The organism is Streptomyces sp. NBC_01775 (assembly GCF_035917675.1).
GTDB lineage: Bacteria > Actinomycetota > Actinomycetes > Streptomycetales > Streptomycetaceae > Streptomyces.
The window spans coordinates 8,214,173-8,235,684 of record NZ_CP109104.1 but is presented as its reverse complement, the minus strand read 5'-3'; the positions used below and the strand labels follow the sequence as shown (position 1 = coordinate 8,235,684).

Sequence of the window (21,512 nt, the reverse complement as noted above, 5' to 3'; positions counted from 1 at the left end):
GCGTGGCTGGACGGCGCGGCTGCTGTCTGTGCGGACCGCCGGACGGCGCGTGCGGCGCTCGCGGCGGTCATGGCGGTCACGGCGCGACCCCGACCGAGGGCAGGCCCAGCCCCTCGTCGAGTCCGAGGGCGATGTTCATGCTCTGGACGGCGCCGCCCGCGGTGCCCTTGGTGAGGTTGTCGACGGCGCTGATGACGATGATCCGGTCCGCGTCGGTGTCGTGGGCGACCTGGAGGTGCAGCGCGTTGGAGCCCTGCACGGAGGCGGTCGCGGGCCACTGGCCCTCGGAGAGCAGGTGGACGAACGGCTCGTCCTGGTACGCCTTCTCGTACACGGCCCGCAGCGCCTCGCCCGTGGTGCCGGGGGCCGCCTTGGCCGAGCAGGTGGCGAGGATGCCGCGCGGCATCGGGGCGAGGGTGGGCGTGAAGGAGACGCTGACGCGCTGCCCGGCCGCCGCGGAGAGGTTCTGGATCATCTCGGGCGTGTGCCGGTGCGTGCCGCCGACGCCGTACGGGCTCATCGAGCCCATGACCTCGCTGCCCAGCAAGTGCGGTTTGAGTGCCTTGCCGGCACCGGAGGTGCCGGTCGCGGCGACGACGACGGCCTCGGGGGCGGCCAGGCCCGCGGCGTAGGCGGGGACGAGCGCGAGCGAGACGGCCGTGGGGAAGCAGCCGGGGACGGCGATACGGCGCGCACCGCGCAGCGCCTCCCGCGCACCGGGCAGCTCGGGCAGCCCGTAGGGCCAGGTGCCGGCGTGCGGGGTGCCGTAGAAGCGCTCCCAGTCGGCGGCGTCCGCGAGCCGGAAGTCGGCGCCGCAGTCCACGACGAGGACCCCGTCTCCGAGCTGCTCGGCGACGGCGGCGGACTGCCCGTGCGGGAGGGCGAGGAAGACCACGTCGTGGCCGCGCAGCACCTCGGCCGTCGTCTCCTCCAGCACGCGGTCCGCATACGGGGTGAGCTGGGGCTGGAGTGCGCCGATGCGCTGCCCCGCGTTGGAGTTCCCGGTCAGCGCCCCGACCTCGGCCCCGGGATGCCCGGCGAGCAGGCGCAGCACCTCGCCCCCCGCGTATCCGCTCGCTCCCGCCACTGCCACACGCACTGCCATCGGACCTCCTCCTCGATGGCATGACTATACGTATCGTGGCAGTTTTATGCAATGGGGATGATCGCCGCCCCTCGGGCCCGCGACCGGGCGCTCGAGTCGCGTCCGGCACGGCGGGTGCGCGCCGGGCAGCACCGGCAGCCATGACTCAGCCGCCTTGCGGCTATGATCTGGGGTCCGGTCAGGCGTGCGACGAGGAGTGGGGCGTGGGGGAGCCGCGGTACGTGGCGATCGCTGACGACCTCGCGTCCAGGTTCGTCCGGGGCCGGTGGGCCGTGGGAGATCTGCTGCCTCCCGAGCCGGATCTCGCTGCCGAATACTCCGTCTCCCGGGAGACGCTCCGCCGCGCCTTGAAGCGCCTGGAGCGGGCAGGGTTGATCTCGCGCCGGAAGGGCACCGGCACCCGGCTGGAACGCGTGACCCCGGTCAACGAGTTCGCCGCGAAGCTCGGCAGCGTCGAAGAGCTCACCCAGTACGGGAAGGACGCCGTACGGGAGATCCTGTCCGTGGTTTCCGTGACGGTGGGGCAGCCACTTGCCGTCGCCACGGGGCTGCCCGAGGGGGCCACCCGCACGTGCGTCACCTCCGTCCGGCGGGACCCGGCACACCCCGATGAAGCCGTCTCGTGGGCGAAGGTCTACCTGGAGCCACAGGATGCCCAGGTCATCGCCGCCGACCTGGGCAACAGCACGCGCCTGATCTCCGACCTCATCGAAGCGCGCACCGGACGAACCGTGGAGCGCGTCGTGCAGCAGGTACGCGCGGTAGCGGTACCCGAGGAAGGCGCACAGCTTCTCGGTGCGGCGCCCGGGAGCCTCGGGCTGGAGTTCGTCCGGCGCTACTACGACACCTCGGGCGCCCTGTTCGAGGTGACCGTCAGTACTCACGCGGGCGACCGCTTCGTCTACGAGACGGTGCTGGAGCGCCGCTGACCTCGACCGCGGCGGCGTCGCCCCCGGTCACTCCGTGAACACCTCTTGACAGGTGTGTTTCCACCAGGAACCTTGTCTAGACACAACATGTGTCTAGACAAGGATGACTACGCATGAAGTCGCAGGAACAGCTGCTGGACGCGTCGCCGCCTCCTCCACCGGCGCGGAAGCGCTGGTACAAGGGGATCGGCACGCAGGTCGTCATCGCGATGGTGCTCGGCATAGCGGTGGGGTTCGCCTTCCCCGGGGCGGCAGCCCAGCTGAAGATCGTCGGGGACCTGTTCCTCGCCCTGGTCAAGGCCGGCGTCGCGCCTCTGGTGTTCTTCACCGTCGTGATGGGCATCGCCTCGGCCGGAGACCTGAAGAAGGCCAGCCGCATCGGCCTGATGGCACTGATCTACTTCGAGGTCGTATCCACTCTCGCGTTGCTGCTGGGCCTGGTCGCGGCGAACGTCTTCGGAGTCGGGAAGGGCGCCGGAGGCCTGAAGAGCTCCGGCGGGGACGCGCCCGCGGGGGAGGGCGGCGAGCACGGGGTGGCCGCCTTCATCAAGGGCATCGTTCCCGACAATTTCATCGGCGCCTTCTCCTCGGGACAGCTTCTCCAAGTCGTCGTACTCGCCGTCCTGTTCGGCGCCGGCCTGCTGGGCCTCAAGCCCTATATGCGGGAGAAGATCAACTCAGGGCTGGAGGTCATATCCGAGGCCTTCTTCGGGTTCGTGAACATCATCATGAAGCTGGCCCCCCTGGGTGCGTTCGGCGCCATCGCCTACTCGGTGGGAACCAACGGCGGCGCCGTGCTTCTGGCCCTGGGGCAACTCGTCCTCCAGTACTGGCTGGTCGTCGCCGTCTTCGTCTCCGGAATCCTCGGTCTGGTCTGCCTGATCGCCGGATTCAACATCTGGCGCATCCTTCAGTTCGTCCGCGTCGAGATGACACTGGTGGTGGGCACCGCCTCCTCCGAGGCCGCCTTGCCCGGACTGCTGAAGAAGCTCACCGGGATGGGGTGCTCCAAGCAGACGGTCGGGCTGGTCGTACCGACCGGCTACGCGTTCAACCTCGACGGCACCTCCCTCTACATGGCGATGTGCACGCTGTTCGTGGCCAACGCCTACGGCGTGCCCATGAGCCTCTCCCAGCAGCTCGGCCTGCTGCTGATCATGCTGCTCACCTCCAAGGGGGCCGCCACGGTCTCCGGCGGCACCTTCGTGGTCTTCACCTCCACCGTCACCGCGACCGGATATCTGCCCGTCGAAGGCGCCGCCGTCCTCTTCGGCGTCTACCGCTTCATGTCCATGGCCGTCGCCGCGTGCAACACCTTCGGCAACGTCGTCGCCACGCTGGTGCTGGCCAAGTGGTGCAAGGAGATGGACACCGAGAAGGTCCAGCGAGCCCTCGCCGACCCCAAGGCGTTTCTCGCCCGGCTGGAAGCGGAAGAGCCGCAGGCACCGAGCACCTCCCGCACCGACGACGAGGAAAGCACCGGCAGGCCGTCCTCCGACGACGCCGACCCCCACCGCAACACCGCTCAGGCACACCGCTGACCTGTCACCGGACACAAGACCGACAAGACCGACAAGAGAGAGAACATGAGTACGACCGTCTTCGACTCCCTGCTGTTCCGCGACATGTTCGGCACCCCCGAGATGCGGGACATCTTCAGCGACACCGCCTACGTGCAACGCATCCTCGACACCGAGACCGCCCTCGCCCGCGCACAGGCCAGGACAGGCGTCGTACCGGCCGAAGCGGCCGAAGAGATCACCAAGCGGGTCGACTTCGCGGGCCTGGACCTCGAACGGCTCCGCAACGAGACGGAGATCGTCGGGTACCCCGTCCTTCCGATCGTGACGCAAGCCGCCGAGCAGTGCGGCGAGGCGGGCGGGTATCTCCACTGGGGCGCCACCACGCAGGACATCATGGACACCGCCGTCATGCTCCAGTGCCGTCAGGGCATCCACCATCTCCAGGGGCAACTCGACCGCGTACGCCACACGTTGGCAGACCTCGCGCACGAGCACACCGACACGGTCGCCGCGGGCCGCACCCACCTCCAGCACGCCCTGCCGGTCACCTTCGGCTACCGGTGCGCCGTCTGGCTCTCCGCCCTCGACCGCCACGCCCAACGACTCCAGCAGGCCCGGGAACGAGCCCTGATGGTCCAGTTCGGCGGCGCCGCCGGGACCCTCGCCTCCCTCGGCAGCGGCCCCGAGGGCCTGCGGACCCGCGCCGCCCTCGCCGCCGAACTCGGCCTGCGCGACCCGGAGATCACCTGGCACGTGGCCCGCGACGGTCTCGTGGAACTGGTTTCCCTGTTCGCCGCCGTCGGCGGCTCACTCGGCAAGATCGCCTGGGACATCATGATGATGTGCTCCTCCGAATTCGGGGAACTCGCCGAACCCTTCGTCCCCGGGCGGGGCGCCAGCTCCACCATGCCGCAGAAGCGCAACCCCATCTCCAGCGAGCTGATGTTCGCCGCCGCCAAGCTCCTCCGTGAGAAGTCCTCCACCATGCTCGACGCCATGATGCAGGACTTCGAACGCGCCACGGGGCCCTGGCACCTGGAATGGGCCGCCGTCCCCGAAGCCTTCCTGCTGCTCTCCAGCTCACTGCACCAAGCGGAGTTCATGCTGTCCGGCCTGGAGGTGCACACCGACACCATGCGGCGGAACACCCACATCACCGGCGGGCTCATCGTCGCCGAAGCCGTCATGATGGACATCGCCCCCGTCGTAGGCCGCCAGCACGCCCACGAACTCATCTACGACGCCTGCCGCACCGCCATCGAAAGCGGCACCACCCTCGAATCCCAACTCCTCGCCCAGCCCACCCTCGTCGAGCAGATAGGCCCCGACCGCATCAGCCACCTGTGCGACCCGGCACGCTACCTCGGCAGTGCCCAGGCCATGACCCACAGCGTCGTCCGGCAGGACCGGGGCCGCTGAAAGGCAAGGTGCTCGACCGGCTGCCGTCCTTCGCCGGCCGCGGCGCTGTCAGTGGCCGGGGCTACGGTGCGTGCATGGTGGAACTGGAGCTCGTACGGGGAGACGCGACTTCGCCGCGGGGCAAAGGGGTCAAGATCATCGCGCATGTCTGCAACGATCTGGGCGGCTGGGGCAAGGGCTTCGTGCTCGCCGTATCACGCCGCTGGCCGGAGCCCGAAGCCGCTTACCGGCGCTGGCACCGCGAGCGGGCGGGGAACGACTTCGGCCTGGGCGCCGTCCAGTTCGTGCAGGTCGAACGCTATGTCTGGGTGGCCAACATGATCGGTCAGCGCGGCATCCGGACGGGGAGCAAGGGGGTGCCGGTGCGCTACGAGGCCATCGGTACGGCCCTTGGCTCCGTGGCTGCCGAAGCACGGCGGCTCGGGGCTTCCGTGCACATGCCGAAGATCGGCTGCGGTCTGGCCGGCGGGCGCTGGGAACTCATCCGCCCGCTGATCGAGGACCGGCTGATACGAGGCGGGGTGGCCGCCACGGTGTACGAGACAGCGGCCTGACGTAGCGCCTCGATGGCCGGCCGCCGCGTGGTGAGCGCTTCGGCCGCAGGGCCGACGGGCGCAGGATCGCCGGATCGGAGCCGACGGGTCAGGGCCGACGGGCTCAGAGCCGGAGCTTGGTCTCGTAGCGGGGGTCCTCGACCGGGTCGGAGCCCTGGAGCTCGGTGACGAGGTGGTGGACGGCCACCAGGTCGTGCACGAGGACGCGGGTCTCTTCCTCGGAGCGGTCCGCGGAGCGGGCGATGTCCGCGAGGAGGACGGGCTGTCCTCCGTTGCGCTGCTCGGCCGTGACCAGCGCGGCGAAGACCTGTTCGTGCTCCGCCGAGTAGTCGGGATGCCCGCGCCCCTGGAACGGGCTTTCGGGCCGCGCGGGCCTGGCAGCGCTCGGAGGAGCCGCGTCGGGGGCTTCCGCGCTGTGGCCCTGTTTGCCCTGCCGCTGGACAGGGGTCTCCTCGTCCTGCCGGGAGCTGTCGCCGGCGCTGCGGTGGGCACGCTGCTTCGAAGCCCCCGTGGTCGCGTGCCGGACGCTGGGCGACTCCTCGTCGCGGTGCGCCTTGTGCGCCGCCCTGCGCCGCTGGTCCTCGTCGCCTTCCACCTTCTTGCGCACCATGACGGGGCCTCCTCCGCTGCGGGTGCGAGTGTGCGTGAGCCGTGCGGCCGGCCGGACGCCCCGGCCTGGCCGGCCCCGGGTGCCCGGACATCGTGCGCGGCCGGACCCGGGTGCCCTAGGTCGTATCTTCGAAGTCCCGTCTGCCCGGCGGGCCGACGACGCTACTTTGAAGACACTCCCTAGCGGTCGAGTTCGTCCTCCACCGGAGGCTTGGGGGCCTCACGCAGGTGCTGGGACTGGCCGGGACGGCCGCCTTGCCGCGCCTGCTCGGCGCGCTGGGCGGGGCTCAGGTCGAGGTCCGAGTCGGGGTCGACGCGTACGGAACGGGCCACCTCCTCCCGGTTCGCGTACTCCTCCGGCGGGATGCCCCGCAGCGCGGCACAGACCTCATGCGAGGCTCCGGACGCCGCTCGCAGCAACTCGTCCTTGTCCGCCGGGAAATCGACATCGTCGAGGGCGGCCAGCACTTCTTTGACGGTGGTGTGGGCTGCCATGTCTCATCGCTGCCTTTCTCGCGGCCCGGTCGCGGGCGCCGCGCGCCCGTATCCGGCCGACGACACTTCCGGCGTCACATCCGTTTCCAGCATGCGCGCCACCCGCGCGAGCCGCATGCGCGCGCCACCGCGCCCGACCGGGGGACGCCCGGACCGCCTGGCCGCCTGGCCGCCTGGCCGCCTGGCCGCCCCAGACACTGCGGGACGCCCCGAGATGCCCCGAGATGCGGGCCCCGTGCTTCGTTACGCGCCGTACGCGGGTGACCCGGTTGCGGGGCCGCCGCCCCTGATCCCGGGCGGCAGAGCGCTGTCGGTGCCGGGCTCTACCCTGCGCGCATGCGCTATTTGGCAGAGCCCTTCGCCCTCGGCGCCCTGCGACGGGGCCGTCGCGTGGAGCAGTTCCTCGGCCCGGTCTCCGCGGCGGGCCGGTCCGGGATCCGCTACGTGGAAGTCAGACCGGCGGGCGGACGGTACGAAGTCTTCCTCCACACGGCCGAGGACGTGGCCCACGAGAGCTTCGTGGACCTGTACGCGTTCCCGCCGCTCCACCCGGAGGACGAGGAGGAGGACTTCGGCCGCCTCGTCGTCACGGCCGATGACCCCCTCGCGGCGCTCGGCGCCGCCGAGGACCGCACCGGGGCCGTGCGGGAGCGCTGGGTCAACGCGGGGGTGGTGCAGGACGAGTACGCCGACTTCGTCCGGGCCGGGCACCCGCCGCACAGGCCGGCCCCGAAAGCTTGATCTGGAGCACACTCCAAGTTCTAGGCTCTTCTCATGACCAGCGACAACGCTCTTCCCGACACCGAGCCCCGCCGGGAGACCACGCTCACCATCGCTCAGGTCGCCGAGCGCACCGGGCTGTCACCCGACACCCTGCGTTATTACGAGAAGGCGGGCCTGATCGAGCGCGTCGGCCGCAGCACCGGCAACCAGCGGCGCTACGCCGCCGCCGACCTCGCCTGGCTGGAGTTCTTGCTGCGGCTGCGGGAGACGGGCATGTCGATCGCCGACATGCAGCGGTTCGCCCAGCTCAGAGCGGCGGGCGAGGCCACGGTCGGCGAGTGGCTGGCCATGCTGCGCGAGCACCGCGCCGGGCTGGCGGACCGTATCCGGGCCCTGCGGCGGAACGCCCGCGCACTCGACACGAAGATCGGCCACTACGAACAACTGCTGTCCGGGCAGCGGGAACCGGGTCCCTCATGAGCATCGACGCCGCCGCCGCGCAGACCCGCCAGGAGCGCTTCGACCACGGCCTGGAGGTCTTGGCCCGGATCGACGGAGAGGCGGGCCAGAAGGTCATCGACTCCCTGGCCGACATCTCTCCGGAGCTCGGACACCAGGTCGTGGCCTGGGCGTTCGGCGACATCTACGACCGTCCCGGGCTGGCGCCCCGCGACCGGCAGCTCGTCACCCTCGGCATGCTCACGTCCCTGGGCGGCTGCGAGCCCCAGCTGGAGGTGCACATCAACGCAGCCCTCAACGTCGGCCTCACCACCGAGGAGATCACCGAGGCGCTCCTGCACGCGTCCGTCTACTGCGGCATCCCCCGTGCGCTGAACGCCACCTTCGTCGCGAAGAAGGTCTTCGGCGAGCGTGGCCTCCTTCCCTCCGAAGAGGGATGGCTTCCCCTCCCCCGATGCTCAACGGTCCACCCGCGGCACAGCGCCCACCACCCACCACCCACCACCCACCGCCGACCACCGACCACCGACCGCCCGGCGTCCGCGACAAGGAGTCCCCGCCATGACCACCCCCGCACCCGGCCCCGGCCCCGCCCCCGCGCACGCCAGCCTCGACGGTCTCGCGATGGGTGACGCCTTCGGCGACGGCTGGTTCACGCGCAGCGACGAGCTGCCCGAAGAGCGGCTGGCGGCGCGGGAGCCGAGGCCCGCGCCGTGGGAGTGGACGGACGACTCCGCCATGGCCTTCGTCCTGTTCGCGCACCTGGGGGCGCACGGCGAGGTGCGCCCCGACGGCCTGGCGCGCGAGTTCGCGGCCGAGTACGCCCGCGATCCGGGGCGGAAGTACGGGCCCTCCATGCACAGCGTGCTGCGGCGGATCGGCGAGGGCGAGGACTGGCGGACCGTCACCACGGAGCAGTTCGGCGGACAGGGCTCCTTCGGCAACGGCGCGGCGATGCGAGTGGCCCCGCTGGGCGCCTGGTTCGGGACCGACCTGCCGGGAGCGGTCGAGCAGGCGCGGCTGTCCGCCCTGACCACCCACGCCCACCCGGAGGCCGTCGCGGGCGCGGTCGCCGTGGCGGTCGCCGGCGCGCTCGCGGCGTGCGGACGAGGGCAACAAGCCCCGCAGCGCGCCGAGTTCCTGCGCGAGGCCGCCTCGTACACCCCGGAGAGCGACGTACGCTCCCGGCTGCTCGTCGCGGCGCACCTGCCCGCCCACACCTCGGTGCGCCACGCCGCGTCCGTGCTGGGCTCGGGAAAGCAGATCTCGGCGCTCGACACGGTGCCGTTCGCGCTGTGGTCCGCCGCCGGGCACCTGGACGACCTGACGGAGACGCTGTGGCAGACCGTCGCGGGGTGGGGCGACCGGGACACCACCTGCGCCATCGCCGGAGGCATCGTCGCGGCCCGCACCGGCACGGCCGGTCTCCCCGCCGATTGGCGCACGGCCCGAGAGGAGATCCCGGACTGGAGCGGCTGGGAGCCGACGGGCGGCTCGGGCGCGTAAACCCGTAGGCCGCGTCCCTGGTTCGGGGCTGGCGTTCCCGGGGCGCGCGTCCTGCGCCGTATCGAAGGGTGCCGACGACTTATCGACTTGACTGCTTACCGGCTTGAAGGCTCGGCCATCCAGCGGTTCAACCGCTTGGACGGGCGGCCGAGGCGGCACTCGACGCGTATCCGCACTTCGTCGCCGAAGTCGAAGGCCGCACCGTGCACTTCGGCCACCCGAGAGGCAGGCGGAGTTCGGCCACCTGAGAGGCAGGCGGAGTTCGGCCACCCGAGAGGCAGGCGGAGCGCGGAGGCGAGCACGCCGCCGCTGCCACTGGTCATGACGCACGGCCGGCCCAGCAGCTTCGTGGAGATGCTCCGCGCCGCCGAGCGGCTGGCCGGCCCCGGGGCTGCGGCGGGGACATCGGTGGTGGGGTCACCCAGTGGCTGGGCGCGCTGTTCCCGCGGTCGCTCGCGGGGATCCACCTCACCTCCGTCGTGCTCACAGCGGACTTCGAGAAGGAGCCGCCGGTCCCCGACATCGCCGTCCCCGCCGCCGTGACGCTGAGCCACGAGCCCGCGTACGCCGACCACCCCCGCTCCCTCAGCGAGCACACCTGCCGCGACCTTCGCCACTGGAGCACGCCCGCCTTCCCCCGGCCCCCGCCCCGCCCTCGTCCGGCCCTCCCCGGTTGACATGCAGCCCAAGGGCTGCCTAATTTTCAGGCAGCCGCAAAGCTGCGTATCGACGTACGGGGAGGGCGAGGCATGGAGGACGAGGTGTTCAAGGCGCTGGCCGACCTCAGCAGGCGGCGGCTGCTCGACAGCCTGAACGCGCACGACGGGCAGACCCTGCGCGAGCTGTGCGCGGGGCTCGACATGGCGCGGCAGTCCGTCAGCAAGCACCTGGCGGTGCTGGAGGCCGCACACCTCGTGACCACCGTCCGCCGGGGCCGCGAGAAGCTGCACTACCTCAACGCCGTGCCGATCAACGCCCTCGCCGAACGCTGGATGCGGCAGTACGACCGCGAGCGTGTGCGTGCGCTCGCGGACCTGAAGACAGCGCTGGAGGAGGAGACCATGACGGACGCGACACCGGCCGGGGAAACAGCACCGGACTTCGTCTACACGACCTACATCAAGACCACGCCGGAGCGGCTGTGGCAGGCACTCACCGAACCCGCCTTCACCAAGCGCTACTGGGGCGTCAGCTTCATCTCGGAGTGGACGCCCGGCGCCACCGTCACCTGGGAGCAGGAGGGAGTGACGATCGCCGACCCCGGACAGGTCGTGGTCGCGGCCGACCCGCCCCGGCACCTGTCCTACACCTGGCACACGATGACCGAGGAGTTCGCGGCCTCGGTGGGCCTGGAGCCGGAGGTGTTCGCCAAGCTGGCGGCCGAGCCCCGCTCGACGGTCTCCTTCGACCTCGAACCGGTCGGCGACCTGGTCAAGCTCACCGTGACCCACGTCGGCTTCCCGCCCGGGAGCACCACGCGGCAGATGGTGGGCGAGGGCTGGCCGCGCATCCTGTCCGACCTCAAGACGCTGCTGGAGACCGGCGAGACCCTCACGGCCGGCGGCGAGTCCGACTGACCCCCGCTGCGGGCCTGTTCCGGCCGCCCGGGGGCGGCCTGGATCACACCGGCAGGTGTTTGCGTTGGAGCGCACTCCAGGGCCTAGCGTCGGCATCCTGATCACCCACCGCCGGTGATCAGGTCATCCACCGACCGGTCGTCCGCACCAGGAGGCAACAGCATGACCACTCTCCCCACCCGCCACTTGGGCACACTGACCGTCTCCGGGCAGGGCCTCGGCTGCATGGGTATGAGCCACGGCTACGGCGCGTCCGACGACGCCACGTCCACAGCCGCCCTGCACCGCGCGCTCGATCTCGGCGTCACCCTGCTGGACACCTCCGACTACTACGGCTCCGGCCACAACGAGGAGCTGATCGGACGCGCGCTGGCCGGGCGGCGCGACGAGGCCGTGCTGGCCACCAAGTTCGGATTCGCCAACAAGCTGGGCGAGCCGACGCGCATACGGGGCGACGCCGCGTACGTGCGGCAGGCGTGCGAGGCGTCGCTGCGGCGGCTCGGCGTCGACCACATCGACCTCTACTACCAGCACCGGGTCGACCCCGAGGTGCCCATCGAGGAGACCGTCGGGGCCATGGCGGAGCTGGTCGCCGAGGGCAAGGTGCGCCACCTGGGCCTGTCCGAGGCCGGCGCCCGCACCATCCGGCGGGCGCACGCGGTGCATCCGATCAGCGCGCTCCAGAGCGAGTGGTCGCTGTGGACCCGCGACCTGGAGGACGAGATCGCGCCGGTCTGCCGGGAGCTGGGCATCGGTCTGGTGCCGTTCTCGCCCCTGGGCCGGGGCTTCCTGACGGGGCGTTACACCTCGGTCGAGGGCCTGGCCGACACGGACGTGCGCCGCACCCAGCCGCGCTTCGCCGAGGGCAACCTGGAGCAGAACCTGGCGATCGTCGAGAAGCTGAACGAGCTGGCCGGCGCGCGCGGGGTGACGGCCGGCCAGCTCGCGCTCGCCTGGGTGCAGCACCAGGGCGACGACGTGGTGCCGATCCCCGGCACCCGCCGGGAGAAGTACCTGGAGGAGAACGTCGCGGCGCTCGGCCTGTCCCTCACCGCCGAGGAGCTGTCCGCGATCGAGTCCGCGGCCCCCCGCGACCAGGTCGCCGGCCCCCGCTACGACGAGCGCGCACTCTCCGTCATCGACCGCTGAGGGGACGGGGCCTCCGGACCCGGCGCGCGGCGCATCCCGAACAAGAAGCGGGTCACCCGGGTACGGCGCACCAGCAGGTCGTAGGCGGCGACGGTCAGCAGCAGCGAAGCCGTCACGATCGTGCCGTACTTGACCAGCGTCGGAGCGTCCCAGCCGACGACCCCGAAGGCGACGGCGACGACGACGGGCTGGTGCAGCACGTACAGCGGCAGCACGGCCGGGCCGAGGTAGGCGTACAGCCGCCGGGCCCGGCCGGGCCGCGCCTCCGTCTCCCCCGGCGCTCGCCGGCCTCTCCGGTCGAGCAGGCCGAGGATGGCCACGAGCCAGCACCATCCGGCCGCGCCGTAGACCGTGCGGCAGCTGACCGCCAGGGGCGTCATGTCGGTCAACGGGTCGTCGGCGCCCGTGAATCCGGGCAGCGTGGCGGCGAACAGGGCGAGGCCCAGCACGGCCGCGTACCACGCGTCCCGGCGCATGGCGTCCCGGAAGCGGACGTCCGAGGCCAGCAGGAAGCCGCAGAGGAAGAACAGCAGGTACGTCCAGTGGTGCCAGCCCGCGTAGCTCTCCTCCAGGCCCAGCAGCGCGCTCATCGCCGCGAACGCGAGCGCGGGCAGCAGCACTGCGCAGCGCCGCCGGGCGGTGAGCGCGGCCAGGCGCTCGACCGGAGCGCGGCACCGCTCGCGCGGCAGCAGGCCCACCAGCGGCGCCAGCATCAGCGAGAAGGTGAGCAGCAGGAGCACGAACCACAGGTGACCGGTCTCGAAGTGCTCGCCCTGCACGACGAAGGGGAACTTCCCCCACTCCGTCCGTACGTCGTAGAAGCGCGCCAGGAAGTCCAGGTACGAGGTGTCGTAGCCGGGATCGTGGGAGCGGGCGCGCAGCCACTGCGGCACCGGCAGGATGGTCAGCTCGGCGAACAGCAGCGGCACCCCCAGCCGCAGCAGCCGCTCGCGAACGAAACCCCCGACGCCCCTCCCCCGCAGCGAGTACCACGCGCCCAGCCCGGCGGCGAGGAAGAGCATCGGCATCGCCCATACGACGCCGAACCCCGCTCCGATCCTCGTCGCACCCGTAGTCCGCGCGTTCTTGATGTAGAAGTCGGTCTCCGTGTCGAAGACCAGGGCGGAGTGGAAGAAGACCAGCCCGATGACGACCAGTGCGCGTAACGCGTCGAGTTCCGTGCGCCGTTCGACGGCCATGGCGGCTCCCCCCGTCCGCCACCACCGTGCCCGTTGTCAGTCCAGCGGGCCATACTCTTCGCCATGACAGACGGCACGGATACGGATTTCGACGGACTGCTGGAAGACCTGGCGCTGGACGCGGCTGCCTGTGTGACGGCTGTGACGGGCGCCGAACCGGCGGAGGTGATCCGGCTGTTCGGCGGCGACCCGGCCGCCGCCCACGAGCGCGTGCTGGGCGAGGAGCTGGCGGAGGAGCTGACCGAGGACTTCGATGAGGAGCTGTCGCACATCGCCGTCGCGCAGGCGGGTCCCGCCGTGGTCGTCGTCGAGTACGACGGCTTCCAGGGCTCGCGTGAGGAAGTGCTGCGCCCGCTGTCCCTGCTGGGCGGTCGCGCGGCGAGCGCCTACTGGAACGAGGAGGCGCTCTCCCGGTTGACGCTCGCCGAGGGCGGCTCCGTGCTGTCGGCCTTCGAGATGCTCGACCCCGGCCGGCGGCACGGGGCCGCCCCCGAGGCGTGGGACCCGTATATGAGCGGGCTCGCCTTCCAGGGCGCCGAGGGCTGGGCCGCGGAGGGAGTGGCGGCTGTCGCCCGGGCCTCCGGTGCCCGACTGGACGCCCGATGGGCCCGGGGCACCCAGTTGCTCGTCGCGATCGAAGAGGTGCCACAGGCGGTGCTGCCCCAGGCGCTGGAAGACTCACCGCTGCTGGGAGAGGAGCCCTTCGCGGGCTTTCTCACCGCCCTGACCGCCAACTCGCTGTCCGCGATGGAGCGGTACGGAATCGAGCTGGCCGCGCGGGACAACGGAATCGCCGACGAAGCGCTGTACACGCTCGCGCTCGCGGTGCTGGACGGCTGCGGCCCACCGGAGGCCCGCGCGCAGCTGCGCGCCGACCTGGCCTCCCGCGCGGCGGCGCGCCCCCTGGGCTCCGGCCCCGAGGCGCGGCGGGCCGCGGTGTGGCAGACCCTGGGCGACCTGCTGGCCCGCGAGGAGGGAGCCGGAGTCGACGGACCGCCGGCGATGTTCCACCTCACGCGGGCCATGACCGGCGGAGCGGACAGCCCCGAGCAGCAGCGCTTCTGGCTGCTCAACGCCCTCCACGGCGCGGCCCGCCGAGGCTAGGGTTGTCCGGCGGATCTTTCGGTTGCCCTCATTCGTGGTGCTGAGCGGGGGGTGCCCCTGCCTGTGCTTGGCAGGGCGCGGGTGCGTTGGGGCTTGGCGCGCAGTTCCCCGCGCCCCCTCGGGGAACGCCCCAGCCGCGTTCAGCTCCGGGAGGCGGCGCGCAGCATCCGCAACTGGCCGATCTCCGCCACGTTCTTCATCAGCTCGGCGTTCACCCAGGCGACCATGTGCGCGACGGTGTATTCCGGGTCGTTCCGCCAGGGGAAGGCCGCCGTGGCCTGCCACTCCTCCTCGCCGAGCTCCTCCAGCGCGGCGGTCCACTCCGCACGCAGCCCGCGCAGCCACTCGACGCTCGCCTCCCCCCGGCCCGGCCAGACGACCTCGGCACGCTCGCGCGGGGTGCGCCCGCGCGCGTGGTCGAGGGCCACGCCCCACCACCAGCCGATGTGCCAGCTCAGCCACGCGACCGTGGGCACAGGTACGGGATCCGGCTCGGTCTCGGCGAAGTCCGGTACCCAGGCGCCGTCTTCGCCGTCCCGCCGCAACGTCCAGCACAGCGGCGCCGGCTCCCAGAGGAAGTCCTCCGGCTCCAGCCGCTCCAGGTGGTACTCGAAAAGGGACCAGGTGAGGTCGAACTGCCAGCGCGGCAACTCGTGTCGGGCGGTGTCCATCGGCAGACCCTGGCACGAGCCCCCTGCCCGGGGAAAACACATTTCGAGCGCCTCGGACCCACCGCCCCCGCCGCCCCGCGGTCCCGGCGAAAAGCCCTCACGCGGGCGAGCCCTCACAGCAGGCCCACGTGCCAACTCCCCGCCCGCCCCGTGAGGGTGAGGGCGGCCAGTGGGTGGGCGTCGATGTTCCAGTAGGCGTGCGGGGGCGCCTTGAGCACGTAACAGAGCGCGGCTCGTACGACCGAGGGTTCGGTGACGGCGACCGCCCAGCCGCCCTCCCCCACCGGGCGGGTGTCGAGCCAGCTTCCTATCCGCTGGATGAAGGTCAATAAGGACTCCCCGCCGTGGGGCGCCGAGCGCGGATCGGCCAGCCACACGCTGACGGCCTGCGGCTCGCCGACCGTCACCTCGGAGAGGGTCCGGCCGCGCCAGCGGCCCATGTCGCAGTCGATCAGCGCGGGCTGGGCGAGCGGGGTGAGGCCCAGCACGTCACCGGTCTCGCGGCAGCGTAAGGAGGGCGAGCAGTAGCGCAGTTCGGCGCCCGCCAGGTGGGCGAGCGAGGGAATCATCCGCCGTACCTCTTCCCAGCCGGCGGCGTCCAGCGGCCGGTCGTCGTCGAAGCGCACATCGAGCAGGGAGGAACTGCGGGCGGCGGCGAGCAGTGTCAGACGACCGTGCATGCCGTGATCGTAGAACCGTCCGGCTCTACGTTCGAGGGTCGCGGCAATGCCCGGGCAATACCTCCGCGCAGGCCGTGCGCAGCCGCCGTACGCCTTCCACGATCTCGCTCTCGGGAGCGGGCGCGAAGGCCAGCCGCAGGTGCGGCGCCGGGGACTCGGCGGCGAAGTACGGCCGCCCCGGCGCCACGGCGACCCCGGCGCGCAGCGCGGCCGACGCCAGCGCCGCCTCGTCGGTGCCGTCGGGCAGCCGCAGCCACAGGTGGCAGCCGCCTCGAGGCGCGTGCGCGAGGGACAGCGCGGGCAGCTCGCTCGCCAGCGCCGCGAGCATGATGTCGCGCCGGGCACGCAGCCCGGCGGCGACGGTGCGCAGATGGCGGGGCCAGGCGGGCGCCCCGACGAGTTCGAGGGCGGCTTCCTGGAGAGGGCGGGGTACGAAGAAGCTGTCGACGACCTGGATGGCGCGCAGCCGCTCCACCACCGGCCCCCGCGCGGCGAGGGCGCCCACCCGGAGGCTGGGCGACGTGGCCTTGGTGAGCGAACAGATGTACACGACCACGCCCTCGGGGTCGTCGGCGCGCAGCGGTGGCGGCAGCCTTCCGGCGTCCTCGTGGGCGAGGTGACGTGCGAAGTCGTCCTCGATCACGAAGGCGCCCGCCTCCCTGGCGACGCGCAGCACCTCGCGCCGCCGGCCCGGGGCGAGGACGGCGCCGGTGGGGTTCTGGAAGAGCGGCTGGCACACGAAGACACGGGCGCCGCTGGCGCGGAACGCCTCGGCGAGCAGTCCGGGCCGCACCCCTTCGGTGTCGACGGGCACCGGTACGGGCCGCAGTCCGGAGGCACGCGCTGCGGCGAGCATGCCGGGGTAGGTGGGGGACTCGACCAGCACGGCGGCCCCGGGCGGGGCCAGGGCACGCAGCGCCGTGGTGATCGCGCTCTGCCCGCCCGCCGTGATCAGCACCTCGCTGGGGACCACGGTGCCGGAGATGCCCCCGATCTCCCGCGCGAACCAGCCGCGCAGCTCGGTGACGCCCTCCATGGGCGGCCTGCCCCAGGCCCCGGGACGCCGTCCGGCGCGGGCGAGCGCGGCCGACAGCGCGCGCTCGGGCTGAAGACCGGGCGGGAGGTAGCCGCCGTTCAACTCGACGACGCCGGGCGGCGGGGCGTCGAGGGTGGCGGTCACCCCGGTGGCGTCCACACTGCGTGGCACCTGATCGGCCGAAGGGTCGGCGCTCAGCGCGATCTCCTGCCAGGAGGTGTCCCCAACCCCGGCGAGCGGGTCGGGCGCGCCGGGCGCCTCGGCACGAAAGGCACCGGATCCCGGACGGGTGACGACCAGCCCCTCGGCGGAGAGCACCGACAGGGCCCGGGAGACGGTCACCGGGCTGGCCCTGAACCGCTCCACGAGCGACCGGCTGGACGGCAGCTTCTCACCGGGTGAGTAGCGGTCCAGCTCGCCCCGCAGGGAGGCGGCCAACTCGGCGACACTGCTACGCTGCGACATGAGAGCACACGATAGCGCTACCCCCACCGCCACGATAGCGGAGCCCGGTGCGGCGGCCCCGCCGGAACAGCCCTCCCCGGGGGAGGCGCACACACCCGGCCGCCCGCCCGCGGGAAGGGACACAGGCGCGGACATGGGCGGGGGCGCGGAAGCGAAGGCCGCAGCGAGTCGCGGTGTCCTCCTCGCCGCCCTCGGCGTGGCCTTCTTCTCGCTGACCTTCCCCGCCACCGCCTGGGCCCTGGAGGGCTTCGGGCCGTGGACGGCGACGACCCTGCGCGTCGTGGGCGCGGGCCTGGTCGCCACCGTCGCTCTCACCGCGCTGCGGGTCCCGCTGCCCGCCCGCCGGCACTGGGCGGGGCTGGCCGTCGCCGCCTCCGGGGTGGTGATCGGCTTCCCGCTGCTGACGACTCTCGCGCTCCAGACCTCCACCACCTCGCACGCCGCCGTCGTCGTGGGCCTGCTGCCGCTGACCACGGCCGTCTACTCCTCGCTGCGCACCGGCACCCGGCCCGCACCGCTGTTCTGGGCAGCGGCCCTGGCGGGCGCGGCGGTGGCGGTGACCTTCGCGCTGTACCAGAGCGGCGGACGGCCGACCCTCGGCGACCTGTTCCTGTGCGGCGCCCTGCTGATCTGTGCCGCCGGGTACGCCGAGGGCGGGCGGCTCGCGCGGGAGCTGCCCTCGCTGGAGGTGATCGGCTGGGCGCTGGTGGGCTGCCTGCCGCTCGCGGTGGTCGGCTCCGTGTTCGCGCTGCTGCACGAGCCGGTCACCCTCACGGCGCACTCGGTGACGGGGCTGGCCTGGAACGTGGTGGGGTCGCAGTTCCTGGGCCTGCTGGTGTGGTACCGCGCCATGGGCCTGGCCGGGGTGGCCCGTACGAGCCAGGTGCAGCTCGCCCAGCCTCTGCTTACGCTGGTGTGGTCGGTGCTACTGCTCGGCGAGCGTCTCTCGCCCGCCGCGCCGGTGGCCGCCGTCGCCGTGCTGGTGTGCATCGTGGTGGTCCAGCGCACTCGCGCCTGACACCGCCAGGGCCCCAACTCGGGTCCGCACCGTAGACTTGCCGGGCTGAACGGGGCTTGCACACGCACGGACCACACGATGGAGAACGGCGAACAGGAGGGTACTCCTGATGCGAGCGAACACGGGCGACCGTCTGCTGATGCGCGGGCGGGTCGTAGGCAAACACGACAGAGTGGCCGAGATCGTGGAGGTGCTGGGCACGAACGGCGAGCCGCCGTACCGCGTCCGCTTCGAGGACGGCCACGAGGCGGTGCTCTCCCCCGGCCCCGACTCCGTCGTCCAGGCGCCGGAGCAGCACTAGTGCCCCTCCCGGCAAGCTTTGCCCCGTCGCGCCGCCCGGCAGACGGGACTTCGAAGACACGGCCCAGGCCCCCGGTCACATTCCGTCTGTCCCGCGGCCCCACGCGGGCGACGACGCGAAGGTGACGACAGGCCCTGACCACGGCTTCCGCACACCCCAGCTCCCGCACATTCATGCAGGTGCACCCCCACTCCGTACATAGGTGATCTTTCGCACCCGCCCCCCGCCCGGCGTGCCGGCCCAGGTAACGTCAGGCGGCGAGGCGGCGCGCCCGGTGTCCCCGCTGGGGCCGGACCGGGTCCGCACCTGGACCGTGAAGTTCAGCGAAAGGCACGAGGTGACGGAGTCTGAAGCCGACGTCAAGCGCGTCGGAGTGGTGGGCTGTGGCCAGATGGGTGCGGGTATCGCCGAGGTGTGCGCGCGGGCCGGCCTTGAGGTGATGGTCGCGGAGACCACCGGCGAGGCCCTGGAACTCGGCCGTACGCGGCTGGTCAACTCGCTGGGCAAGGCCGCCGAGCGCGGCAAGCTCAGCCAGGAGGACTGCGACGCGGCGCTGGACCGGCTGACCTTCACCACGGATCTGGGCGACTTCGCCGACCGTGACCTGGTCATCGAGGCCGTGATCGAGAACGAGCAGGTCAAAACGGAGATCTTCCAGGTGCTCGACCAGGTGGTGAACCGCCCGGACGCGATCTTGGCGTCGAACACCTCGTCCATCCCGCTGGTGAAGCTCGCCGTGGCGACCTCGCGTCCCGACCGGGTGATCGGGATCCACTTCTTCAACCCCGCGCCGATACAGCGCCTCGTCGAGCTGATCCCGGCCCTCACCACGGGCGAGGAGACCATCCAGCGCGCCGAGGCCGTCGTGGGCGACATCCTGGGCAAGCACACCATTCGCGCCCAGGACCGCTCGGGCTTCGTCGTCAACGCGCTGCTGATCCCCTACCTGCTCTCGGCCATCCGCATGTTCGAGTCCGGCATCGCCAGCCGCGAGGACATCGACAACGGCATGGAGCTGGGCTGCGCCCACCCCATGGGCCCCCTCAAGCTGTCCGACCTCATCGGGCTGGACACCGTCGCCTCGGTCGCCGACTCGATGTACGACGAGTTCAAGGAGCCCCTCTACGCCGCTCCCCCGCTGCTCCAGCGCATGGTCGACGCGGGCCGCCTCGGCCGCAAGGCCGGCGCGGGGTTCTACTCCTACAGCTGAGCTCCCGCCTGCGCCGCCGGGGCATGCGGTCGCGGCCCCTCACACCGGGCTGGTGCCCGAGGAGGGGCCGTCGTCCGGTTTCTTGAGCCGCCGCGCCGTGCCCCGCTTCGCGGCGCTGACCGAGGTGCGGACGACGGAGAGGGGCTTGGCCACGGCCTCCAGGGGTTTGCGCTCGGCGTCCACGCCGAGGAAGACCTCCGCCAGCCCGCCCACGATCATGATCGCGGCGCCGAGGAGGAAGCCGATGAACAGCCGCCCCCGATCGCTGCCGTCCCCGATCAGCCACCCGTAGAGGTACGGCCCGGACGCGCCCGCGCCCTGCCCGATGGCGAAGAAGAGCGCGATGGCCTTCCCCCGCACCTCCAGCGGGAAGATCTCCCCCGCCGTCAGATAGCCGGAGGAGGCACCGGCCGAGGCGAAGAAGAAGATGACGCACCAGGCGGTGGTCTGGGTGAAGGCCGTCAGCACGTCGGCCACGAACAGCGTCGCCGTCACCCCCAGCGCGCACCCGGAGAAGAGATAGGTGCCCGCGATCATCCGGCGCCGGCCCACGATGTCGAAGAGCGGCCCCAGCGCGATCGGCCCCACCAGGTTCCCGGCGGCGAAGGCCAGCAGATACATCGGCGCACGGTCGTCGGGAACGCCGTAAAATTTCGTGAGCACCAGCGTGTAGGTGAAGAAGATCGCGTTGTAGAGGAACGACTGAGTGATCATCAGGGTCGAGGCCAGCACGGCGCGCTGCGGATACTGCTTGAAGAGCACCCGCAGCAGCGTGAGATAGGTGCTGTGCGCCGACTCGCTGATCTCGATTCCGGCGTTCTCGTCCACCGGAGGCAGCGTCTTGCCGTGCTTGAGCACGGCCTCCTCTATGCGGGAGATGGCCTCCTCGGCCTCGGTCTCGCGCCCGTTCATGATCAGCCAGCGAGGGCTCTCCGGCAGATTGCGGCGTACGAACAGCACCGAGAACCCCAGCACCGGCCCCAGCAGAAAGCCGATGCGCCAGGCCGTGCCGTCGTCGAAGTGGCCGAGAATGAACAGCTCGGCGATGGTACCGACGATGGCACCGGCCCAGTAGGTGCCGTTGACCAGCAGGTCCACCCGCCCCCTGAAGCGGGCGGGCATCATCTCCTGGATCGCGGAGTTGATCGCCGCGTACTCCCCGCCGATGCCCGCGCCCGCGATGAAGCGGGTCAGATACAGATAGGCGTCCCAGCCGGGCCCCTGACCGAAGGTCAGGGCGGTCAGACCGCTGCCGAACATATAGACGCCGAAGGTCAGCAGGAACAGCTTTCTGCGCCCGAACCTGTCGGCCATCCGCCCGAAGAACAGGGCGCCGAGGACCTGCCCGATCAGGTAGACGGTGGCGATCAGGCCCGCCTCGCTGGAGGACAGACCGAGGGTGTCCTCGTTGGTGAGGATGGAGGTGACCGAGCTGGCGACCGTGATCTCCAGCCCGTCCAGGATCCACGCACAGCCCAGCGCCGCGATCATCTTGGTGTGGAAGCCGGACCACGGCATCCGGTCGACTCGCGCCGGGATCAGACTGCGGAGCGGGGCGTCCGCCGGACGGGATGATGAGTTCGCTGCTGCCACCCCGTCACCCCTAACCACCCATGTCCCTCCGTCAAGGCCACATCCCCTCTTATCACCCGAAAGTGTGAGCTTCGGGTTCCTTCTTCCTGGGCCCGGCCGGAACGCGCTCCCTGCGCAGCGCCGGCAGCGCCACATCGTCCGCAAGATGACCACCGCTGTGCCGCAGCAGCGCCGCGTGCACGCACTC

At 71.7% G+C, this 21,512-nt stretch carries 22 protein-coding genes and 1 pseudogene; 15 read left to right on the top strand and 8 right to left on the bottom strand.

Annotated elements, in window-relative coordinates; translation table 11 throughout:
- Window positions 1-76: 76 nt before the first annotated feature.
- On the bottom strand, window positions 77-1,105 hold the full coding sequence (argC, locus tag OHB04_RS36345) for an N-acetyl-gamma-glutamyl-phosphate reductase (protein WP_326691892.1): 1,029 nt from the start codon (window positions 1,103-1,105) through the stop codon (window positions 77-79).
- Between the two features lie 203 nt (window positions 1,106-1,308).
- On the opposite strand from argC, the gene OHB04_RS36340 reads away from it, so the two are divergent.
- The 4 genes from OHB04_RS36340 to OHB04_RS36325 all read left to right on the top strand — a co-directional run bounded on the left by OHB04_RS36340 (window position 1,309) and on the right by OHB04_RS36325 (window position 5,530).
- Entirely contained in the window at window positions 1,309-2,034 is a 726-nt protein-coding gene (locus OHB04_RS36340) for a GntR family transcriptional regulator (protein ID WP_326809125.1), read from the top strand.
- Between the two features lie 113 nt (window positions 2,035-2,147).
- A complete protein-coding gene (locus OHB04_RS36335) occupies window positions 2,148-3,575 on the top strand; it encodes a cation:dicarboxylate symporter family transporter (protein WP_326691890.1) in 1,428 nt (475 codons plus the stop codon).
- 45 nt (window positions 3,576-3,620) lie between these two features.
- A complete protein-coding gene (locus OHB04_RS36330) occupies window positions 3,621-4,976 on the top strand; it encodes a class-II fumarase/aspartase family protein (protein WP_326809124.1) in 1,356 nt (451 codons plus the stop codon).
- Window positions 4,977-5,050: 74 nt separating this feature from the next.
- On the top strand, window positions 5,051-5,530 hold the full coding sequence (locus tag OHB04_RS36325) for a macro domain-containing protein (RefSeq protein WP_326691888.1): 480 nt from the start codon (window positions 5,051-5,053) through the stop codon (window positions 5,528-5,530).
- A gap of 103 nt (window positions 5,531-5,633) precedes the next feature.
- Here OHB04_RS36325 and OHB04_RS36320 read toward each other — a convergent pair whose 3' ends face one another.
- Together OHB04_RS36320 and OHB04_RS36315 are read right to left on the bottom strand one after the other, a co-directional pair.
- Window positions 5,634-6,140 (bottom strand): hypothetical protein, encoded by a 507-nt coding sequence (locus tag OHB04_RS36320; RefSeq protein ID WP_326691887.1) that lies wholly within the window; start codon window positions 6,138-6,140, stop codon window positions 5,634-5,636.
- 179 nt (window positions 6,141-6,319) lie between these two features.
- Window positions 6,320-6,634, bottom strand: coding sequence for a DUF2795 domain-containing protein (locus tag OHB04_RS36315; protein WP_326691886.1), 315 nt, complete (start codon window positions 6,632-6,634; stop codon window positions 6,320-6,322).
- A 336-nt stretch (window positions 6,635-6,970) separates the two neighbouring features.
- On the opposite strand from OHB04_RS36315, the gene OHB04_RS36310 reads away from it, so the two are divergent.
- From OHB04_RS36310 to OHB04_RS36280, 7 genes and pseudogenes are all read left to right on the top strand, one after another.
- Window positions 6,971-7,375, top strand: a complete 405-nt coding sequence (locus OHB04_RS36310; RefSeq protein WP_326691885.1) for a hypothetical protein — start codon at window positions 6,971-6,973, stop codon at window positions 7,373-7,375.
- A 33-nt stretch (window positions 7,376-7,408) separates the two neighbouring features.
- Window positions 7,409-7,837 (top strand): MerR family transcriptional regulator, encoded by a 429-nt coding sequence (locus tag OHB04_RS36305; protein ID WP_326809123.1) that lies wholly within the window; start codon window positions 7,409-7,411, stop codon window positions 7,835-7,837.
- A pseudogene (locus OHB04_RS36300) lies at window positions 7,834-8,244 on the top strand (carboxymuconolactone decarboxylase family protein); the annotation flags it as partial. The gene OHB04_RS36305 and the pseudogene OHB04_RS36300, both read left to right, overlap by 4 nt.
- Before the next feature lie 133 nt (window positions 8,245-8,377).
- A complete protein-coding gene (locus OHB04_RS36295; protein ID WP_326691882.1) occupies window positions 8,378-9,322 on the top strand; it encodes an ADP-ribosylglycohydrolase family protein in 945 nt (314 codons plus the stop codon).
- 479 nt (window positions 9,323-9,801) lie between these two features.
- Entirely contained in the window at window positions 9,802-9,999 is a 198-nt protein-coding gene (locus OHB04_RS36290; protein ID WP_326809122.1) for a hypothetical protein, read from the top strand.
- Between the two features lie 72 nt (window positions 10,000-10,071).
- Entirely contained in the window at window positions 10,072-10,899 is an 828-nt protein-coding gene (locus OHB04_RS36285) for an ArsR/SmtB family transcription factor (protein WP_326691880.1), read from the top strand.
- 162 nt (window positions 10,900-11,061) lie between these two features.
- Window positions 11,062-12,048, top strand: a complete 987-nt coding sequence (locus tag OHB04_RS36280; RefSeq protein ID WP_326691879.1) for an aldo/keto reductase — start codon at window positions 11,062-11,064, stop codon at window positions 12,046-12,048.
- Here the strand turns inward: OHB04_RS36280 and OHB04_RS36275 are convergent.
- Window positions 12,012-13,247 carry an acyltransferase family protein gene (locus OHB04_RS36275; protein ID WP_326691878.1) on the bottom strand — a complete coding sequence of 412 codons (1,236 nt, stop codon included), beginning with the start codon at window positions 13,245-13,247 and terminating at the stop codon, window positions 12,012-12,014. The genes OHB04_RS36280 and OHB04_RS36275 overlap by 37 nt on opposite strands.
- Before the next feature lie 63 nt (window positions 13,248-13,310).
- Here OHB04_RS36275 and OHB04_RS36270 point away from each other — a divergent pair, with 63 nt between their 5' ends.
- The gene (locus OHB04_RS36270; protein WP_326809121.1) at window positions 13,311-14,351 is read left to right on the top strand and encodes a DUF6461 domain-containing protein; all 1,041 of its coding nucleotides are present in this window, start codon (window positions 13,311-13,313) and stop codon (window positions 14,349-14,351) included.
- A gap of 140 nt (window positions 14,352-14,491) precedes the next feature.
- On the opposite strand, the gene OHB04_RS36265 is transcribed toward OHB04_RS36270, so the two are convergent.
- From OHB04_RS36265 to OHB04_RS36255, 3 genes are all read right to left on the bottom strand, one after another.
- Window positions 14,492-15,022 carry a DinB family protein gene (locus tag OHB04_RS36265; protein WP_326809120.1) on the bottom strand — a complete coding sequence of 177 codons (531 nt, stop codon included), beginning with the start codon at window positions 15,020-15,022 and terminating at the stop codon, window positions 14,492-14,494.
- Between the two features lie 113 nt (window positions 15,023-15,135).
- On the bottom strand, window positions 15,136-15,702 hold the full coding sequence (locus tag OHB04_RS36260) for a histidine phosphatase family protein (protein ID WP_326809119.1): 567 nt from the start codon (window positions 15,700-15,702) through the stop codon (window positions 15,136-15,138).
- 25 nt (window positions 15,703-15,727) lie between these two features.
- Window positions 15,728-17,203: an aminotransferase-like domain-containing protein gene (locus OHB04_RS36255; RefSeq protein WP_326809118.1), complete on the bottom strand. Its 1,476-nt coding sequence runs from the start codon at window positions 17,201-17,203 to the stop codon at window positions 15,728-15,730.
- On the opposite strand from OHB04_RS36255, the gene OHB04_RS36250 reads away from it, so the two are divergent.
- The 3 genes from OHB04_RS36250 to OHB04_RS36240 all read left to right on the top strand — a co-directional run bounded on the left by OHB04_RS36250 (window position 17,202) and on the right by OHB04_RS36240 (window position 19,732).
- Complete coding sequence (locus tag OHB04_RS36250) at window positions 17,202-18,221, top strand: DMT family transporter (protein WP_326809117.1); 1,020 nt, start codon at window positions 17,202-17,204, stop codon at window positions 18,219-18,221. The genes OHB04_RS36255 and OHB04_RS36250 overlap by 2 nt on opposite strands.
- A 109-nt stretch (window positions 18,222-18,330) precedes the next feature.
- The gene (locus OHB04_RS36245) at window positions 18,331-18,522 is read left to right on the top strand and encodes a DUF1918 domain-containing protein (protein ID WP_326691872.1); all 192 of its coding nucleotides are present in this window, start codon (window positions 18,331-18,333) and stop codon (window positions 18,520-18,522) included.
- 337 nt (window positions 18,523-18,859) lie between these two features.
- Complete coding sequence (locus OHB04_RS36240; RefSeq protein ID WP_326691871.1) at window positions 18,860-19,732, top strand: 3-hydroxybutyryl-CoA dehydrogenase; 873 nt, start codon at window positions 18,860-18,862, stop codon at window positions 19,730-19,732.
- A 39-nt stretch (window positions 19,733-19,771) separates the two neighbouring features.
- Here OHB04_RS36240 and OHB04_RS36235 read toward each other — a convergent pair whose 3' ends face one another.
- Window positions 19,772-21,325, bottom strand: coding sequence for an MFS transporter (locus OHB04_RS36235; protein ID WP_326809116.1), 1,554 nt, complete (start codon window positions 21,323-21,325; stop codon window positions 19,772-19,774).
- Window positions 21,326-21,512 lie beyond the last annotated feature (187 nt).

Coding starts and splice junctions, on each gene's coding strand:
- argC (WP_326691892.1), bottom strand. CDS start 1,105: ATGGCAGTGCGTGTGGCAGTGGCGGGAGCGAGCGGATACGCGGGGGGC.
- OHB04_RS36335 (WP_326691890.1), top strand. CDS start 2,148: ATGAAGTCGCAGGAACAGCTGCTGGACGCGTCGCCGCCTCCTCCACCG.
- OHB04_RS36330 (WP_326809124.1), top strand. CDS start 3,621: ATGAGTACGACCGTCTTCGACTCCCTGCTGTTCCGCGACATGTTCGGC.
- OHB04_RS36325 (WP_326691888.1), top strand. CDS start 5,051: ATGGTGGAACTGGAGCTCGTACGGGGAGACGCGACTTCGCCGCGGGGC.
- OHB04_RS36320 (WP_326691887.1), bottom strand. CDS start 6,140: ATGGTGCGCAAGAAGGTGGAAGGCGACGAGGACCAGCGGCGCAGGGCG.
- OHB04_RS36315 (WP_326691886.1), bottom strand. CDS start 6,634: ATGGCAGCCCACACCACCGTCAAAGAAGTGCTGGCCGCCCTCGACGAT.
- OHB04_RS36310 (WP_326691885.1), top strand. CDS start 6,971: ATGCGCTATTTGGCAGAGCCCTTCGCCCTCGGCGCCCTGCGACGGGGC.
- OHB04_RS36305 (WP_326809123.1), top strand. CDS start 7,409: ATGACCAGCGACAACGCTCTTCCCGACACCGAGCCCCGCCGGGAGACC.
- OHB04_RS36295 (WP_326691882.1), top strand. CDS start 8,378: ATGACCACCCCCGCACCCGGCCCCGGCCCCGCCCCCGCGCACGCCAGC.
- OHB04_RS36285 (WP_326691880.1), top strand. CDS start 10,072: ATGGAGGACGAGGTGTTCAAGGCGCTGGCCGACCTCAGCAGGCGGCGG.
- OHB04_RS36280 (WP_326691879.1), top strand. CDS start 11,062: ATGACCACTCTCCCCACCCGCCACTTGGGCACACTGACCGTCTCCGGG.
- OHB04_RS36275 (WP_326691878.1), bottom strand. CDS start 13,247: ATGGCCGTCGAACGGCGCACGGAACTCGACGCGTTACGCGCACTGGTC.
- OHB04_RS36270 (WP_326809121.1), top strand. CDS start 13,311: ATGACAGACGGCACGGATACGGATTTCGACGGACTGCTGGAAGACCTG.
- OHB04_RS36265 (WP_326809120.1), bottom strand. CDS start 15,022: ATGGACACCGCCCGACACGAGTTGCCGCGCTGGCAGTTCGACCTCACC.
- OHB04_RS36260 (WP_326809119.1), bottom strand. CDS start 15,702: ATGCACGGTCGTCTGACACTGCTCGCCGCCGCCCGCAGTTCCTCCCTG.
- OHB04_RS36250 (WP_326809117.1), top strand. CDS start 17,202: ATGAGAGCACACGATAGCGCTACCCCCACCGCCACGATAGCGGAGCCC.
- OHB04_RS36255 (WP_326809118.1), bottom strand. CDS start 17,203: ATGTCGCAGCGTAGCAGTGTCGCCGAGTTGGCCGCCTCCCTGCGGGGC.
- OHB04_RS36245 (WP_326691872.1), top strand. CDS start 18,331: ATGCGAGCGAACACGGGCGACCGTCTGCTGATGCGCGGGCGGGTCGTA.